Below are 16205 nucleotides of genomic sequence, written 5' to 3'. Positions count from 1 at the left end.
CAGATCGATCAGAACAGCAGCGAGGAGAGTCGGTTGCGAGCCGCGATCACGCGCGGATCGCTCGCGCCGATGAGGCCGAAGAGCTCGACGAGACGCTCACGCACGGGAGTGCGCTGGTCGGACGGCAGCTGCGCGAACAGGTCCAGGAGCCGGCCGAAGGCGTCGTCCACATGCCCGCCGGCGAGGTCGAGGTCCGCGACGTCGAACTGGGCCTGCACGTCCAGCGGAGCCGCGGCGGCCTCGGCCCGAGCCGTCTGCAGGTCGAGTCCCTGCACACGGTCCAGCAGGCGGACCTGGCCCAGGCCGGCGATGGCGTCTTCGTCACGCGGGTTCTCCGCGAGCGCCTTCTCATAGGCGGAGATGGCCGCGCGGTAGTCACCGCGCTCGATAGCGGAGAACGCCTCCGCGTGCAGTGGCGGCAGCTCGGGCTCGGCGGGAGGTTCAGCCTCCCCTGCCTCGGCCTCGCCGACCGGGAGCATCCCCGCGACGCCGTTCTGCGCGGCCACCTGCAGCAGCTGCGCGAAGACCTCACGCACCTGCTGCTCGGGGACGGCGCCCGTGAACATCGGCACCGGCTGGCCTGCGATGAGGGCGACGACCATCGGGATCGACTGCGCGCGGAAGCTCTGCGCGAGCTGCGGATTCGCATCGACGTCGACCTTGGCCAGGAGCACACGACCGCCGAGCTCCCTGGTCACCTTCTCGATGATCGGGCTCAGCTGCTTGCACGGCCCGCACCACTCGGCCCAGAGATCGACGACCACGGGGACGGTGCGGGACAGCTCGAGCACCTGGCCGAAGTTCTCGTCTGTCGCATCCATCACGACATCGGCCACCGGGGAACTCGAGGGGGCAGCCGTACCGCTCGCCGGCGCGGACGGACGGTTGCGCAGGCTGGACAGATCGACGGCACCACGCAGGGCCGCGGGAGACATCTCACTCACTTGATCACCTTCACGGACACGAGATCCTGACGAGAGGCCAGGAGACGGATCGGTTCGCTCGACCCCTGGGACGGGACGGCGAAGAACAGCTGGAACTCATAGATGGTCTGGGCGCCCTTCGCGGACTCATTGGCCCCGGTGAGCGCCTTGGCCTCCTTGTTGTCACCGAAACGGATGACGACGTCGGAGGACGTGGGGGTGATCGTCTCGACGTCGAGGACGGAGACCGCGACGATGGCGCCGCTGTCCAGCGTCGTCATCGAGACCGGTTCCGCCGTCGTCGGCTTCATGTCGAACGCCGCCTTGGACGTTTTCGCGGCGCCGGCATCAGCGAGTCCCTGCACCAGGTTCTGCCTGCTGTCCCTGATCGACGTGGCAAGATTGAGCGCCAAGTCGTCGAACTGCCCGTACGAGGCACTCTTCTCGCCCTTGTCGACGACATCGGCGAACGCCGCCGCGACCTCGTTCGGCGGCACGGACAGGAAGGCCGAGTCTGCCGGGACCAGCGAGGTCCCGAGCCAGCTCGCGGCCACCTCAGGGAACACCGCATCCGCCGACATCTCCGCCATGGTGGTCACCTTGTAGTTGGACCAGGGGTCGGCCTGCGTCATGGTGAGCACCACCGGCGGCACGGTGTCGTCACCCGTGCTCTTCGAGAGCATGAGGACGGTGCGCGGCCAGCGGTCCGTCGCCTCGGGGAGCACAACTTCGACGTCGTCGGTGGGGATCGCGGCGGGCGCGGCACGATCCGGGAGCTTGGCGCGCAGGGCGTAGTCGGTGGTCCTCGTCGTCAGCGGAGCGCCGTCGAGACGGGTCGCCGCGAGGTCGAGGTCCTTCGCCTCGTCGGCCTGCACCAGAGTCTCGGAGACCTCGCGGAGGATCCGCTCGGCCTGTGTCTCGGTGACCGCCGGCGGCTTCTGGTTCTCGGGGGCGATCACGGTCGGCGTCGGAGACGGCGATGCGGAGGCGTCCCCGAACTCCGGCCAGGAGTCGGCTGTGCAGCCCGAGGCCAGCAGCGCGGTCAGACCGATGGCGGGGAGGGCGAGCAGGCGCCGACGACGCCTCGGGCGCTCGGCTCGCATCGTGCTCTTCCCGTCCTGCTCCTTCTCGTCGACGATCTCCGCGTCCTCCACGTCGTCCTTCCCCGCCGGTGTCGGCGACTGCGCCTCGTCCGCTGCCTCCAGGGCATCCCGTTCGGACGGCGGAAGGGCCGCCACGTCGATCGGCTGCGTCGAGGGAAGCGGTCCCGGACCCTTCCGGCGCGGACCCCGACCACGGCGCTGGTGGCGGATCGCGAGCACGTAGAGGACAAGCCCCACGAGGAGCACGAGGCCGCCGGCCGCCATGAGCGGTCCCGCCAACGGCGTCCGGGTGTCCAGCGGCCAGGAGACGACGATGTCGTCCGGCGCGTCCTTGGTGCCGTCGTAGGCGATCAGCACGCTGGTCCCTTCCGGGAGCTGCATGTTGTCGGTGGAAAGGAAGTTCTCATCGGTGAAGGAGTCGAGCCACAGATCGGAGCCGGCGGGGTTGCGACCCGCGGGTGCATCGGCGTCGGCTTCCGGCGACGCAGTCGCCGTGGCCTCGGGCGCCGGTGTCTCGGTCGACCCCTCGTCGTCCGCGGGGGCGACGTGGTCGACGACGAGTTCGTCGTCGTCCCCGACGGTCACATGGTTGTACTCCGAGTCGGAGAGCCAGGCCTCCATGTCGGCCGTGCGTCCGTAGCTGGTGAAGATCTCGCCCTCGCCGCGGATGAGCAGCTTCTGCGCGCCGGCGTTGATCCGCAGGACATCGCCGTCCAGGAGCACGAAGGGCGCAGGCTCCTCGATGTCGACGCGGGCTTCCTCAGACGAAGGGCCGACGAAGATGGTGCGTTGGGCGATCCCCGCACCGATCAGCACGGCAGCCAGCACGAAGGCCACCACGGCCCATACGAAACGCACGAATAGTCTCCTCACGCATCGCGGCTTCCCGCCCGCGACGCCATACTCGACATTTCAGACTAGCGAAGTCACCTGTGTGTTGACCACGAGGGCTCTCCCTCCTCCGTCGCGCGGCACGTCGGCGGCGCGTGGAGCCGCGGCATGGGTAGCCTTGCTGCAGCCGTACCGAGGAGCCCGCATGAAGATCCACAACCCGTTCCGCACCGCCCTCGTGGCGACACTGGGCGTGGGCCTCGGGATCGTCCTGATCAGCAGCGTGCAGACGCTGTCGACCGTGCTGCTGTACATCGGCACCGCGCTCTTCCTCAGCCTCGGACTCGATCCCCTGGTCACGTTCCTCGAGCGTCGACGCCTGCCCCGTTGGCTCGCGGTCCTCGTGACGATCGTCGCCGTGCTGGCCGTCTTCGTCGGGATCATCCTCATCGTGCTGCCGGTGCTGGTCGACCAGATCTCGCAGCTCATCGCCCAGATCACGGCGATCGTGCAGCGCGGAACGGCCATCGAGGACCTGCGGAGCTGGATCCAGGAGACGTTCCCCAACCTCCTCGTCGACGACGTCTTCGCGTACGTGGAGGACTGGCTGACGACCAACCTCGCAGAGATCGGCGGGTCGATCGGTCAGGGCGTGCTGATCGCCAGCGGCGCCGTGCTCAGCGGTGTGTTCGGCGCGTTCATCGTCCTCATCCTGACCATCTATCTCACGGCCTCGACGCCCTCGCTCAAGCGCGCGGTGTACCAGCTCGTCCCGGCGTCCAAGCGGGATCGCTTCATCGATCTCTCGGAGCAGATCACCGACTCGGTCGGGTACTACGTCATGGGCCAGGTCAGCCAGGGCGTGATCAACGGCGTCCTCAGCGCGATCTACCTGACGATCATCGACGCGCCGTTCCCCGCCGTTCTCGCGGTCGTCGCGTTCTTCTTCTCGCTCATCCCGCTGGTGGGCACCCTGACCGGCTCGACGATCATCGTCCTCGTCTGCCTCATCCCCGGCCTCGGCTCCCCCGGCACGGCCCTCGCGGCGGCGATCTACTACCTGATCTACATGCAGATCGAGGCGTACGTGATCTCTCCGCGCATCATGAGCCGCGCGGTCTCCGTGCCCGGCGCCGTCGTGGTGGTGGCTGCCCTCGCGGGAGGCAGCCTGCTGGGCCTGCTCGGGGCGCTCATCGCGATCCCGGTGGCCGCCAGCATCCTGATCCTCTACCGCCAGGTGCTCATCCCGCGTATGAACGAACGATGACCAGGGCCGCCCGCGGCGTCAGTCCTCGGTCGACCAGTGGGTCGGCAGCGGCAAGGCCGACGGATTGACCGCGGCGACGATCTCTGTGAGCACCCGGCGCGTCTGCGTCTCCCCCACCCACAGATGCTTGCCTCCTTCGACGGCGATCAGCTGCGCCTGCGGGATCGTCGCGAAGCGCTCCCGTGCTTCCGCTGGGCGCAGGTAGTCGTCGAACTCGGGTACCAGGATGACCACGCGGTGGCCCGTCTTCCCCCAGGCGGCGACCTCCTCCGCCGTCGTGCGATGCAACGGCGGCGAGAGGAGGATGATGCCCTCGATGTCGTGGTCGGCACCGTACTTGAGGGCGAGTTCCGTCCCGAACGACCACCCGACGAGCCACGGACGCGGCAACGCGCGGTCACGGACGAAGCCCATGGCGGCCGCGACATCGAACTGCTCCGCCGCGCCGCCGTCGAACGTTCCCTCGCTGGTGCCGCGCGGCGATGTGGTGCCACGGGTGTTGAACCGCAGTACCGCGAGGTCGGCCAGTGCCGGCAGCCGCGCGGATGCCTTCCGGATGATGTGCGAGTCCATGAAGCCGCCGGCAGTCGGCAGCGGGTGCAGCGTGACCAGGGTCGCGACCGGGGCGGCGGCCTCCGGCATTGCGAGCTCGCCGACGAGCGTCAGTCCGTCCGCGGTGTGCAGCTCGATGTCCTCGCGACGCGCCGGAAGCTCCAGCGGTCCCCGGATCTCCATGGTCATGCGATCCTCCAACAGTGGTTGTGCCAGTGCCTGCGGTCGGCGAGAGCTGCGGCGTCGCCGAGAACACCGTCCGCGCGCCACGCGACGAGGTGGGCGGTCCCGGGTTCGACGGACCGTCCGCAGCCCGGGCAGACATACGCTTTCTGCGCCTGGAGCGCGGAGACGGGCTGCACCGTCCACTCCACGCCTCGGCGGACCTCAGCGCGCTTCCAGCCGGCGAGGAGGCGCTCGAACGAGTCATCGCCCTCAGGGCGCGCGGAAGGACGTCGGCGTGAGCGGGGCATGGTGCCGCCTCACCACCAGTGGTTCGTGACCCAGAAGTTGTACGCGCCTGCCCAGCTGCCGTAGCGACCGGTGGCGTATCCGGTGGCCCAACGGAGATTGTCCACCGGGTTGTAGCCGTTGCCCGGCACCTTGCTGCAGGGCAGCGCTTGGACGAGGCCGCAGGCGCCGGAGGACGAGTTGGTCGCGTTGGGGTTCCAGCCACTCTCCCGCGAGACGATGTAGTCGACGTACTGCCAGTCGCCCTGCGCGATCCCGGCGGCAGCCATCCACTCCGCGGGAGCGCCGCCGCCGCTGTACGGCGGGAGCCCACCGCCACCGGAGGATCCGCCCTGCGAGTCGTCGGACGACGAGGACGTGGTCGCCGGGGCCGGCTTGGGCTTCGGCTTGGGCTTGGGCTTGACGTAGATGTCGAACGACCCGCGCTCGACCGGGGTGATCGCCGCCCCTTCCACCGTGACGGTGAGGTTCTGCGTGTCCGCCAGTGCCACCGCATACACGGAGTCCGGCGCCTCCGTGGCCATGGGCTGCGCCAGGGCGACCCCGGTGGGCGCGACCATCGCGGCGGCGAATCCGACGACCGCGAGAGAGCTGAAGACTCCGACGACACCGCGACGGCGAGACCAGCGGCGGGTACCGCGGGAGGCCGACGCGGACGTCGCTGCGGGTACCAGCGGGGCGTCGTTACGTTCGGGCATCATGTCGTTTCGGGAGTTCACGATGGAGGACAGTTTACGCATACCTGCCTGAAGAGGCCATCAGACGTGCTCAGCGGACCGCCAGGATCACGTCGATGGTGGCGTCCAGGAGCGCGTCGACCTGCTCTTCGCGGTAGCCGCCGCGCTGCATGCGGAACGCGGCGGACCGCAACTGCTCGGCCGACAGCGCATCGCCGTCCCGCAGGTAGCGGACGATGCGGGAGGTGACGTGATCGACCTCGTCGACGCGATAGCCGAAGGTGAGGAATCCGGTGCGGGCGAACCGGTGGCGACGCGGACGCGCCAGGTGGTCCAGGATCACCTGCGCGTCAGCCCTCGCCTGCTCCACCCATGCGCCCGCTCCGAGGGCGCGCACGGCGCGCTCCCTCTCGCGCGCGGCGAAGGCATCCTCGACGCGTCCGAGGGCCGCGTCGACGTCTGCCACCATGTAGCCCTCCTTGACGAGCGGGAAGGAGACGGTGCGCACGTCCTCGGCCGTGAGGTCGTCCGCACCGCTCTCGAACGCCTGTCGCGCCGACGCGAGGAACTCGTCCACCGCGGCGCGGTGATACCCCTTCGCGCGCCCGGTCGTGAGCGCGAACGCCGGCTTGGCCGTGTTCTGCACGGTAGCCTCGCGGCGGTCGTCATCCATCACAGCACCACTGTCGTTCATCACAGCACCAACCAGGGAGAGAGGAGGAAGTACAGGCAGAGGGCGGGGATCGTCGACGGCAGGATGCTGTCCAGCCGGTCGAGGAGCCCTCCGTGCCCCGGGAGCCACGAGCTCATGTCCTTGATCCCGAGGTCGCGCTTCAACATCGACTCGCCGAGGTCCCCGAGCGTCGCGGACAGCAGGATCGCGGCCCCGAAGATCACGCCGCCCCACCAGGGCAGGTCGAGCAGGAAGATCGCGAGCAGCACGCCCGCCACGAGCGACGCGACCACGGCGCCGGCGAAGCCCTCCCAGGTCTTCTTGGGACTGATCCGCGGTGCCATCGGGTGCCGCCCGAAGGCGAGTCCGGCCGCATACGCACCGGTGTCCGCGGCGACGGCGATCGCGATGAAGCTGAGCACCCACCATTGCCCGCCCTCCTGCTCGAGCAGGATGAGGGCCACGCCGGCGAGGAACGGGACGTACACCTGGACGAACCCGCCGATCACGGCGTCGGTGAGCACATCTCCGTACGTTCGGCCATCCTTGGCGACCATCTGGGCGAGCAGGCGCCAAACGATGACGAAGGCCACGGAGACGAACAGCATGACCCAGCTCAGCCACGGCTCGGCGAAGTACGCGGACAGGACCAGGAACGTCGCGGCGATCAGCTGCGGGACGACGTCGACCCGACGTCCGGCCGCTCGCAGGGCGCGGGAGAGCTCGTACACGCCGAGGAGTGCCGCAGCCAACGCGAACGGCACGAACAGCGCCTTGATGAACAGCAGCGAACCAAGCAGTGCCGCGCCGAAAGCGAGTCCGATGAGGATCGCGAGGATCAGATCGCGACCGGTGCGCTGCTTGATGCGCTCGTTCGCCTGATCGAGCTGATCGCGCGCATGAGAGACATGCGTGCCGAACTCATCGCGCGCCTGACGCCACTGCTCGCGGATCGCGTTGTGGTCGGCGGTGTCGAGGCGGTCTGCGGTGACGGGAGCTGCCCCCGGCGGCGCCGGGAGCGGTGGCCGCGGTGGCACCCGATCCGCGTCGAACGCCGGGAAGGCGGCGTCGCCGAGCGGCACGCCGCCGTCGGGAGCAGCCTCCGGCCGCTCCTCCCGGCGCGTCACCGGAGTGCCCTCCTCAGCGCCGCGCGATTCATCGGACATACGAGCTACACCTCGAGGAGTTCGGCCTCTTTGCGCTTGAGCGCGTCGTCGATGAGATCGACGTGCTGACGGGTCAGCGCGTCGAGCTCCTTCTCGCCGCGGGCGATCTCGTCCTCGCCGAGCTCGCTCTTCAGGCCGTCCAGCTCGTCCTTCGCCTTCCGGCGGATGCCGCGGACGTGGACCTTCGCGTCCTCGCCCTTCGACTTCACGAGCTTCACGTACTCCTTGCGGCGCTCCGCCGTGAGCTCCGGCATCGTGACGCGCACGAGGTTGCCGTCGTTCGTGGGGTTCGCCCCGAGGTTCGGCATGTCGCGGATGGCCTGCTCGATCGCCTTGAGCGCGGACTTGTCGTACGGCGTGATGATGAGCGTGCGCGCTTCCTGGTTCGCGAGCGAGGCGAGCTGCGCGAGCGGCGTCGGCGTGCCGTAGTAGTCGACCAGCACCTTCTGGAACAGCTGCGGGTTCGCACGACCGGTGCGCACCGTGGAGAAGTCCTCCTTGGCAGCCTCGACGGCCCGGGACATGCGGGTGGTGGTTTCAGCGAGGACGTCCGCGATCACGGTGGCTCCTATCGTCGGGGTGTTCTGGAAATTCTATCGGGAGCGGGCTCCCGTCCCGTGCAGGCGCTCAGGCGGTGACGAGCGTGCCGATGGGCTCGCCCAGGAGCGCCCGGGTAACGTTGCCCGCCGGCTCCATGCCGAAGACGCGCATGTCCATGTTGTTGTCCATGCACAGGCTGAACGCCGTCGAGTCGACGACCTTGAGCCCCTGCTGCAGCGCATCGCGATAGGTCACGCGGTCGATGCGCTCCGCGTCGGCGTGCTTGTTCGGGTCCGCGGTGTAGATCGCGTCGACGCCGTTCTTGGCCACGAGGACCTCCTGCGCGCCGATCTCCAGTGCGCGCTGCGCGGCGACCGTGTCGGTGGAGAAGTACGGCAGGCCTGCGCCGGCGCCGAAGATGACGACGCGGCCCTTCTCCATGTGCCGCTCCGCCCGACGCGGGATGTAGGGCTCGGCGACCTGGGTCATCGAGATCGCGGACTGCACACGCGTCGCGGCACCCGCCTGCTCGAGGAAGTCCTGCAGGGCCAGGGCGTTCATCACGGTGCCGAGCATGCCCATGTAGTCGGCGCGCCCGCGGTCCATACCCCGCTGGCTGAGCTCTGCGCCGCGGAAGAAGTTGCCGCCGCCGACGACGACCGCCACTTCGACCCGGTCGACCGCGGCGGCGATCTCCCGCGCCATCTGGCTGACCACGTCGGGGTTGACGCCGAGCTGACCGGCGCCGAACGCCTCTCCGGAGAGCTTGAGGAGGACGCGACGGCGTCCGGTGCGTTCAGTCATGGGGGATGTCCTCTCGTCCCGATTCAAGATAGTGCCTGGTGGGCATGAAGAAGGGGTTCGGATCGAGCGATCCGAACCCCTTCGACAGTGCTACGCGCCGACCTTGAAGCGCGCGAAGTCCGTCACGGTGATACCGGCGTCCTTCGCCACCTGGGCGACAGAGAGCTTGTTGTCCTTGGCGTAGTCCTGCTCCAGCAGGGCGACCTGCTTGATGAACGCGGAGACGCGGCCTTCGACGATCTTCGGCAGAGCGGCCTCGGGCTTGCCCTCGTTGCGGGAGATCTCGGTGACGATCTCGCGCTCCTTCTCGACCGCATCCGCCGGCACGTCCTCGCGGGACAGGTACGACGGGTTCGCGAACGAGATGTGCTGGGCGATGCTGCGCGCGGTCTCGGCGTCGTCACCCGTGTAGGCGACGACGACACCGATCTGCGGCGGCAGGTCCTTGCTCGTGCGGTGGAGGTAGACCTCGACGCTGTCACCGGAGACGGTGCGCACGCGACGGAGCTCGACCTTCTCGCCGATGATGGCGGCCTCTTCCGAGATGAGCTGCTCGACGGTCTTGTCGCCCGCCGAAGCGGCGAGGGCGGCCTCGACCGAGTCGGCCTTCACGGCCGCGACGGCGTCGGCGACCTTGTCGGCCAGCGCGATGAAGCGCTCGTTCTTCGCGACGAAGTCGGTCTCGCAGGCGAGCTCGACGAGCGTCACGGCGCCGTCCTGCTCACGAGCGACGACGAGGCCCTCGCTGGTCGAACGGTCGGCGCGCTTGGCGTTGCCCTTCGCACCCTTCAGGCGCAGGATCTCGGTGGCCTTCTCGACGTCGCCGTCAGCCTCCTCGAGCGCCTTCTTGGTGTCGACCATTCCCGTGCCGAGCTGCTCACGCAGCGCCTTGAGGTCGGCGATGGTGAAGTTGGCCATGTGTGGTGGCTCCTTGCTTCGTTGTGTGGGTGTACGAGGGATTACTTGGCGTCTGCGGCCTCGGCGGCGGCGACCTCGGCGGTCTCCTCACCGGAAGCGGCGGCGATCGCCTCGTCGTGCGCCTGGGCACCGGCCTCGTCGGCGGCGGTGGCGTCGGCGGCCGGGGTCTCGACGACAGCGGCCTCGTCGTCCGCGGTCACGACCTCGGCAGCGTCAGCGGACTCCTGCACGGGAGCCTCGAGAAGCTCCTTCTCCCACTCGGCCAGCGGCTCCGCGTCGCCCGACTCCGGGTTGTGCTTCTGCTGCAGGCCCTCGGCGGCGGCGTCGGCGATGATACGCGTCAGCAGCGACACCGAACGGATGGCGTCGTCGTTGCCGGGGATCGGGTACTGGAAGTCATCCGGGTCGGCGTTGGTGTCGAGGATGCCGATCACCGGGATGCCGAGCTTCTTGGCCTCGTCGATCGCGAGGTGCTCACGCTTGGCGTCGACGACCCAGAGGGCGGACGGCGTCTTGGTGAGGTTGCGGATACCACCGAGCGACTTGTGGAGCTTGTCCAGCTCGCGCTTCTTGAGCAGCAGCTCCTTCTTCGTGAAGCCGGAGGCGGAGGGGTTCTCGTAGTCGAGCTCCTCGAGCTCCTTCATGCGGGCGAGACGCTTCGCGATGGTGGAGAAGTTGGTGAGGAGGCCGCCGAGCCAGCGCTGGTTCACGTAGGGCTGGCCGACGCGCGTGGCCTGCTCCGCGAGGATCTCCTGCGCCTGCTTCTTCGTGCCGACGAAGAGGATGGTGCCGCCGTGGGCGACGGTCTCCTTGACGAAGTCGTACGCCTTGTCGATGTAGCCAAGCGACTGCTGGAGGTCGATGATGTGGATGCCGCTGCGCTCCGTGAGGATGAAGCGCTTCACCTTCGGGTTCCACCGACGGGTCTGGTGTCCGAAGTGCACGCCGCTGTCGAGCAGCTGGCGGATGGTGACCACAGCCATGGTCGTCTCCTGATTCTGGCGCGGGGCGCCGTTGAGGTTGTCGTGCCGACCGGACGGTCGGACATCCTGGTGCCCGGCTCACACCCACCCGTTCGGAAACGGGACCTGCGGGAGTGGAAGCCACGACGGAGTCGCTCTGGGCACGCGTAGTCACCCCGAGATCGAGGTGCTCGTCCAGCATACAGGATCATGCGGCGCCAGCTCGTCCTCCACAGCGGCGCAATGCTCGGCCTTCTCCCCTGGCACCGGGGCGCGGCGGACGGATACTGCACCCCCGCGGCGGCCCTGGCGCACACTCGCGTGATGACTCCTCCGTCCCCTCGTCGGCCTCGCTCTCGTCGGCACCACTCTCCGGCCTTCCGGGTGGCGATCACCGCCGTGCTCGCCGCAGTCGTCCTGCTGTGCGGCGGCGCTCCGTTCGCGCCGTTTCCCGTCGCGCGAGCGGCGTCGGCTGCACACGGCCTCGTGCCCGTGCCTGAGGGGTTCGTCTCTGACGCCCCGTGGCACTGGCCCGTTGACGGGACGCGCCGCGTGAGCGTCGCCTACCGCGCGCCGGCGCATGCCTATGGCCCCGGCCACCGCGGGATGGATGTCGCCGCGGCTGCGGGCGGCACCGTCGTCGCCCCGGCGGAGGGAGTCGTCGCGTTCCAGGGCGTCGTCGTTGATCGTCCGCTGCTCACGATCCGCCACGCGGATGGCCTCGTGAGCACGGTCGAACCCGTGGAGTCGCCCCTGCGCCCGGGGGATGCGGTCCACCGAGGCCAGGACATCGGCCGGATCGCCATGGGCGGCCACACTCCCCCCGACTCGGTGCACGTCGGCGTGCGACGGGACGGCGAGTACATCAACCCGATGCTCCTGTTCGGCGGTCTCCTGCGGGCGCGCCTCCTGCCCTGCTGCGACGGATGATCCGACGGGCGGGCTCCGCGTTCAGGCCCGGGGGTGCGCCAGGCGATACGTTGCCGTCAGTCGCTCCGCCGACACGTGCGTGTAGATCTGCGTGGTCCCCAGGCTCGCGTGACCGAGGATCTCCTGCACCGCGCGGAGGTCGGCACCGCCGTCCAGCAAGTGGGTCGCGGCTGTGTGGCGGAGGGCGTGCGGCCCGACGGTCTCGGCGCCGACGACGGGCGCGAGCGCACGGGCGACCACCTCGTAGACCGTCCGCGGACCGACACGTCCCCCGCGACTGCCGAGGAAGACGGCGGGCGAAGCGGCGCCGGACCGCGCGAGCAGAGCCGGTCGAGCGCGACGCAGATAGGCGGTGAGCGCATCCCGCGCCGGCGCGCCGAACGGGACGACGCGCTCTTTGTCGCCTTTGCCCCGCACGAGGGCCGTCCCCCGATCGAGATCCAGGTCGTCGATGTCGAGGCCGCAGAGCTCGGACACGCGGACCGCGGCTCCGTAGAGGAGCTCCAGCACCGCGTGGTCCCGAAGGGCGGTGGGGTCACCCGAGGCCGCCGCCTGCCGATGTCGTTCCAACAGCTCCGACATCGCGTCCTTCGACGCCACCGTCGGCAGCGTCTTCGCGCGCTTCGGCGCCACGAGCCGCAGGCTGGGGTCGACAGGGATGAGCTCCTGCTCGCGCGCCCACCCGAAGAACGCTCGCGCCGTGGCCGCGCGTCGGGCCAGCGTCGCACGGGCGTCGCCGCGCTGGGTGGCCTGCCACAGCCATTCGCGCAGCATCTCCAGGTCGATCCGGTCGACCGGGCCGCCCCCCACGCTCGCCCCGAGGTCTCGCAGATCGGAGCGGTACGCCTTCACGGTCGCCGACGAGAGCCGGCGCACCTTCTCGAGGTGGTCGGCGAACGCCTCGACAGCGACCGCGAAGTCCATATCCCCAGCCTGCCGCTCCCCCGCCTGCAGAGCGAAGCGCCCCGCCGAGAGCCTGTCTACGACGTGCGTGCCGCGCCCACGCCGCGCCAGCCGTCCCCGTCGCGCCGCGCGAGTCCGTCGAGGTCGAGCAGCCCGAGCAGGGCCCTCGTCCGCTCGACGGTGAGATCCGCGCGCTGGGCGAGCTCCGCCTCCGTGCGAGTGGCTCGGGTGCTGAGCGCACGGAGGAGCACGACCCGCGCGTCGTCCGTCGCATCGTGTCCCCGTTGCGACCGCGCGCCGGCCGGGAGCATCTCGGCCACCTCCGCCGCGGAGGTGACGCACACCGCGTCGTATTCGCGGAGCAGCCGGTGACAGCCGGCCGACGAGGCGGAGGTGACGGGACCGGGCACCGCGCCGAGCGGCCTGCCGAGTGTCGCCGCATGCCCCGCCGTGTTGAGGGAGCCGCTGCGCCATCCCGCCTCTACGACGACGGTTGCCTGCCCCAGCGCCGCGATCAGCCGGTTGCGCGCGAGGAAGCGCCAGCGCGTCGGGGCCGTCCCGCACGGCACCTCGCTGACGACGACCCCGTCGACGGCGATGCGCGACAGAAGGTTCCGATGACCGGCGGGGTACGGACGATCGACTCCCCCGGCGAGCACCGCGATCGTGCCTCCGCCGACGGTCAACGCGGCGCGGTGTGCTGCGCCGTCGATGCCGTACGCGCCGCCGGACACCACCGCCGTCTCCCCGACAGCCAGGTCTCCGGCAATGTCGGCGGCAACACGTTCCCCGTAGGCGGTGGCCGCCCTGGCTCCCACGATCGCAACGCGCGCAGCGCTCGTCAGGAGGTCGCTGCGCCCGCGCACCCACAGCACCATCGGCGCCTCCGCATCGAGATCGTCGACAGACAGCGGCCAGTCGGCGTCTCCGGGGAGCAGCAGCTTCGCACCCGTCTTCCGCGCGCCACGGAGGGCGCCGATCACCGCCGCCGGATCGGCGCGCTGCCGCCACCGAGCGCGCGCGTCGTCGAGGGCCCGTCGTGCCCCCACGGCCCGGACCACCGGCCACGGCCGTCCCGCCCCGTCCAGCGCGAAGCGCAGCCCGTCGGCCGGTCCGAACTCTCGCACGAGCGTCGCGGCGACGGCGTCCCCGGGGTCAGCGATGACGGACCAGGCGACTCGCGCCAGCGCCTCCGTCACCTCCTCTGCTCCGCGCACGCCTCGCGCCGCGTCGAGAGCGTCCTTTTGGGAGAGGAGTCCGTCAATCATCGTGCCACCCCCGTCCGCAGGAGCAGCGCCCGCCCGACCTCGTCCGTGCCGGGGCGGTCGCGTCCGGCCAGATCAGCCATGGTCCATGCCACCCGGAGGACGCGGTCGTAACCACGCAGTGTCAACGCCCCGCGTTCCAAGGCCCGATCGAGCCCGGCCCGCACGTCCGACGGGAGACGGTAGCCGCCATGCCGGAGCACAGTGCCGGGGATCTCCGCATTCCGACGCCACGGCGTGCCGCGCCATCGATGCTCCGCCCGTGCGCGCGCCGTGCCGACGCGGTTCCGGGCCTCGACCGTCGTCACACCGGACCGCTCCTCTGTCACCGAGCGCGAAGCCGCGACGCGGGTGACCGGAAGGTCGATGTCGAGCCGATCGCGCAACGGTCCGGAGAGCCGCGTGGCATACCGTCGTAGCGCCTGAGGCGGGCAGATGCAGTCGCCATCACGGACGCCCCGGTTGCCGCAGGGACACGGATTCATCGCCAGGAGCAGCTGGAAACGCGCCGGAAATCGCACGACGAAGCCGGAGCGATACACATCGACGAACCCCGTCTCGAGGGGCTGACGGAGCGCGTCCAGGGCCACCCGCGGGAACTCCGCCGCCTCAGCAAATTGTCGAAGTACAATACAATTGAATATGGGAACCAAAACCGCGGCGATCTACACCCGCATCTCCAAGGACTCCGAGGGTAAAGCTCTCGGAGTTACACGGCAGGAACAGGACTGCCGAGACCTGGCGAACCGACTCGAATACGACCACATCATCCTGTTCTCCGACAACGACACGTCGGCCAGCACTCTCACGGACAAGCCACGTCCTGACTTCGTCCGCATGATGGAAGCCGCCAAGGATAGGCAGGTGGACGCGATCATCGCGTACTCCAACAGCCGACTAACGCGACGGGTCGCAGAGATTCAGGCGCTCATCGATGTCGTCAAGCGCACCGGCATGCGAATCCACACGGTGGCGTCTGGTCAGCACGACCTCGATACCGCCGACGGCAGGGCTGCCATGCTCACGATTGCTGTCTGGGACCAGGCCGAAGCCGAACGAACCGGGGAGCGCATCAAGCGCGCCAAACTCCAGAAGGCGCAGAACGGCGAGTGGCACGGAGGCGCAGCGCCCTATGGCTATCAGGTCGACCCCCAGACCAAGAATCTGACGCCCAACCCTGCCGAGGTCAAGCTGATTCACGAGGCAGCGACTCGACTCCTCGACCGTGGACAGGCGCTCCACTCAATCGTCGTTGAGTGGAACAACCGCGGCGAGACAACGCGGTACGGCCACCACTGGCGACAGACCGGATTGCGACCGATCCTTCTAAATCGGTCGATGCTCGGAGAAACATCAACCGGCCACAAGGGTTGGGAGCCGATCATCGATGAGCGGACCTTCGACCGTCTGACGGCCCTACTCACGGACCCATCGCGAAAGGTCGTCCACTCCCCCGGCGCGAACGGAGGAAAACGCGCACTCGGCGGCGGGCTGACAGTCTGCGGACTCTGCGGCAAGCCGTTGATCACGCACAGCAAGTCAACGGGGATGGGCAAGGGAACGAGCACCGCGACTCTCGGTTGCATGGCTCGCGTTCACGGCCCCTCCGACAAGCACCCTCGCATTAAGCGCACTCGGACACGCAACGGCGAACGCATCGAGGTCTGGGAGGACACGGGCCGGGTAACCATCGCGCACGATCCTCTGGAAGAACTCGTGTTCGAGCGAGTCATCGCGGCGCTCCATGACACCGAGCGCTGGAAAGCGCGCATGCAGGAGAAGAGTCCCGAGGCAGAGAACAAACTGGTCGAGTTGGAGGACCGTCGCCGCGAGTTGAACAACGAGCTCGACGGCGTAGGCCGCGCTGTCATGATCGGCGCGTGGGACGAGCGCCGGGCGAAAGCCGAAGTCGCACGAATCCGCGCTGAGATGGACGACCTTGATAAGCGCATCAACGCGCTCATCGGTCGTCCGATGTTCGATGCCGTCCTGCAGGAAGGCAAGTTGGAGAACTGGCGCGAATGGCCGGTGCTGGATCGCCGGTCGTTCCTGCGGCTGTTCATCGACAGGATCGAGGTCCATCCCTACCCAGAGGGAACCCAACGAACTCGGCGCAAGCTCAAGGACGAGACCGACGAACAACACAAGGCCGCGCAGTGGGAGATCGTCAAGGCAGCCACGGCGTCGAGGATCAAGATTCGCTGGAAGTGGGAACTGTAA

17 protein-coding genes are annotated in these 16205 nt (G+C 69.1%); 3 read left to right on the top strand and 14 right to left on the bottom strand.

What is annotated here, in order from left to right:
• Positions 1 to 8 precede the first annotated feature (8 nt).
• Complete coding sequence (locus WFJ36_RS03815; RefSeq protein WP_442927826.1) at positions 9 to 935, bottom strand: tetratricopeptide repeat protein; 927 nt, start codon at positions 933 to 935, stop codon at positions 9 to 11.
• 5 nt (positions 936 to 940) lie between these two features.
• Positions 941 to 2884 (bottom strand): glycosyl transferase, encoded by a 1944-nt coding sequence (locus WFJ36_RS03810; RefSeq protein ID WP_336642681.1) that lies wholly within the window; start codon positions 2882 to 2884, stop codon positions 941 to 943.
• Positions 2885 to 3062: 178 nt separating this feature from the next.
• On the opposite strand from WFJ36_RS03810, the gene WFJ36_RS03805 reads away from it, so the two are divergent.
• On the top strand, positions 3063 to 4124 hold the full coding sequence (locus WFJ36_RS03805) for an AI-2E family transporter (RefSeq protein WP_060922797.1): 1062 nt from the start codon (positions 3063 to 3065) through the stop codon (positions 4122 to 4124).
• A gap of 18 nt (positions 4125 to 4142) precedes the next feature.
• Here WFJ36_RS03805 and WFJ36_RS03800 read toward each other — a convergent pair whose 3' ends face one another.
• The 9 genes from WFJ36_RS03800 to rpsB form a co-directional block, all read right to left on the bottom strand.
• Entirely contained in the window at positions 4143 to 4859 is a 717-nt protein-coding gene (locus tag WFJ36_RS03800) for an alpha/beta hydrolase (protein WP_071328756.1), read from the bottom strand.
• Between the two features lie 2 nt (positions 4860 to 4861).
• Positions 4862 to 5149: a hypothetical protein gene (locus WFJ36_RS03795; protein WP_336642680.1), complete on the bottom strand. Its 288-nt coding sequence runs from the start codon at positions 5147 to 5149 to the stop codon at positions 4862 to 4864.
• A gap of 9 nt (positions 5150 to 5158) precedes the next feature.
• Complete coding sequence (locus WFJ36_RS03790; protein ID WP_256209412.1) at positions 5159 to 5866, bottom strand: transglycosylase SLT domain-containing protein; 708 nt, start codon at positions 5864 to 5866, stop codon at positions 5159 to 5161.
• Between the two features lie 49 nt (positions 5867 to 5915).
• Positions 5916 to 6497, bottom strand: a complete 582-nt coding sequence (locus tag WFJ36_RS03785; protein ID WP_071328540.1) for a DivIVA domain-containing protein — start codon at positions 6495 to 6497, stop codon at positions 5916 to 5918.
• Positions 6498 to 6517: 20 nt separating this feature from the next.
• Complete coding sequence (locus WFJ36_RS03780) at positions 6518 to 7663, bottom strand: phosphatidate cytidylyltransferase (RefSeq protein WP_071328539.1); 1146 nt, start codon at positions 7661 to 7663, stop codon at positions 6518 to 6520.
• Between the two features lie 5 nt (positions 7664 to 7668).
• On the bottom strand, positions 7669 to 8223 hold the full coding sequence (frr, locus tag WFJ36_RS03775; protein ID WP_071328538.1) for a ribosome recycling factor: 555 nt from the start codon (positions 8221 to 8223) through the stop codon (positions 7669 to 7671).
• Between the two features lie 67 nt (positions 8224 to 8290).
• Entirely contained in the window at positions 8291 to 9007 is a 717-nt protein-coding gene (gene pyrH, locus WFJ36_RS03770) for a UMP kinase (protein ID WP_060922802.1), read from the bottom strand.
• 90 nt (positions 9008 to 9097) lie between these two features.
• Complete coding sequence (gene tsf, locus WFJ36_RS03765) at positions 9098 to 9925, bottom strand: translation elongation factor Ts (RefSeq protein ID WP_105949779.1); 828 nt, start codon at positions 9923 to 9925, stop codon at positions 9098 to 9100.
• A 41-nt stretch (positions 9926 to 9966) separates the two neighbouring features.
• Positions 9967 to 10908, bottom strand: coding sequence for a 30S ribosomal protein S2 (gene rpsB, locus WFJ36_RS03760; protein ID WP_025103356.1), 942 nt, complete (start codon positions 10906 to 10908; stop codon positions 9967 to 9969).
• A 303-nt stretch (positions 10909 to 11211) separates the two neighbouring features.
• Between rpsB and WFJ36_RS03755 the strand changes: the two genes are divergently transcribed.
• Positions 11212 to 11817, top strand: coding sequence for a peptidoglycan DD-metalloendopeptidase family protein (locus WFJ36_RS03755; RefSeq protein ID WP_336642679.1), 606 nt, complete (start codon positions 11212 to 11214; stop codon positions 11815 to 11817).
• Positions 11818 to 11838: 21 nt separating this feature from the next.
• On the opposite strand, the gene WFJ36_RS03750 is transcribed toward WFJ36_RS03755, so the two are convergent.
• Genes WFJ36_RS03750 through WFJ36_RS03740 form a run of 3 tightly spaced genes read right to left on the bottom strand, consistent with a single transcriptional unit; the run spans position 11839 to position 14638 of the window.
• On the bottom strand, positions 11839 to 12741 hold the full coding sequence (locus WFJ36_RS03750; RefSeq protein ID WP_336642678.1) for a tyrosine-type recombinase/integrase: 903 nt from the start codon (positions 12739 to 12741) through the stop codon (positions 11839 to 11841).
• A gap of 56 nt (positions 12742 to 12797) precedes the next feature.
• Entirely contained in the window at positions 12798 to 13988 is a 1191-nt protein-coding gene (dprA, locus tag WFJ36_RS03745; RefSeq protein ID WP_292789508.1) for a DNA-processing protein DprA, read from the bottom strand.
• The gene (locus WFJ36_RS03740) at positions 13985 to 14638 is read right to left on the bottom strand and encodes an ATP-binding protein (RefSeq protein WP_336642677.1); all 654 of its coding nucleotides are present in this window, start codon (positions 14636 to 14638) and stop codon (positions 13985 to 13987) included. Before WFJ36_RS03740 ends, dprA begins: the two co-directional genes overlap by 4 nt.
• Here WFJ36_RS03740 and WFJ36_RS03735 point away from each other — a divergent pair.
• Positions 14628 to 16205: a recombinase family protein gene (locus WFJ36_RS03735; protein ID WP_336642676.1), complete on the top strand. Its 1578-nt coding sequence runs from the start codon at positions 14628 to 14630 to the stop codon at positions 16203 to 16205. The two genes, WFJ36_RS03740 and WFJ36_RS03735, sit on opposite strands and share 11 nt — an antisense overlap.

Origin of the sequence: Microbacterium sp. MMO-113, from assembly GCF_037148555.1 — a bacterium.
GTDB lineage: Bacteria > Actinomycetota > Actinomycetes > Actinomycetales > Microbacteriaceae > Microbacterium.
The sequence above is the reverse complement of the archived record's forward strand: the minus strand, read 5'-3'. Positions and strand labels throughout refer to the sequence as shown.

Excerpts from the sequence above, each read along its gene's own strand:
- WFJ36_RS03815 (WP_442927826.1), bottom strand. The coding sequence starts at position 935 with ATGTCTCCCGCGGCCCTGCGTGGTGCCGTCGATCTGTCCAGCCTGCGC.
- WFJ36_RS03805 (WP_060922797.1), top strand. The coding sequence starts at position 3,063 with ATGAAGATCCACAACCCGTTCCGCACCGCCCTCGTGGCGACACTGGGC.
- WFJ36_RS03800 (WP_071328756.1), bottom strand. The coding sequence starts at position 4,859 with ATGGAGATCCGGGGACCGCTGGAGCTTCCGGCGCGTCGCGAGGACATC.
- WFJ36_RS03795 (WP_336642680.1), bottom strand. The coding sequence starts at position 5,149 with ATGCCCCGCTCACGCCGACGTCCTTCCGCGCGCCCTGAGGGCGATGAC.
- WFJ36_RS03785 (WP_071328540.1), bottom strand. The coding sequence starts at position 6,497 with ATGGATGACGACCGCCGCGAGGCTACCGTGCAGAACACGGCCAAGCCG.
- WFJ36_RS03780 (WP_071328539.1), bottom strand. The coding sequence starts at position 7,663 with ATGTCCGATGAATCGCGCGGCGCTGAGGAGGGCACTCCGGTGACGCGC.
- pyrH (WP_060922802.1), bottom strand. The coding sequence starts at position 9,007 with ATGACTGAACGCACCGGACGCCGTCGCGTCCTCCTCAAGCTCTCCGGA.
- tsf (WP_105949779.1), bottom strand. The coding sequence starts at position 9,925 with ATGGCCAACTTCACCATCGCCGACCTCAAGGCGCTGCGTGAGCAGCTC.
- rpsB (WP_025103356.1), bottom strand. The coding sequence starts at position 10,908 with ATGGCTGTGGTCACCATCCGCCAGCTGCTCGACAGCGGCGTGCACTTC.
- WFJ36_RS03755 (WP_336642679.1), top strand. The coding sequence starts at position 11,212 with ATGACTCCTCCGTCCCCTCGTCGGCCTCGCTCTCGTCGGCACCACTCT.
- WFJ36_RS03750 (WP_336642678.1), bottom strand. The coding sequence starts at position 12,741 with ATGGACTTCGCGGTCGCTGTCGAGGCGTTCGCCGACCACCTCGAGAAG.
- dprA (WP_292789508.1), bottom strand. The coding sequence starts at position 13,988 with ATGATTGACGGACTCCTCTCCCAAAAGGACGCTCTCGACGCGGCGCGA.
- WFJ36_RS03735 (WP_336642676.1), top strand. The coding sequence starts at position 14,628 with ATGGGAACCAAAACCGCGGCGATCTACACCCGCATCTCCAAGGACTCC.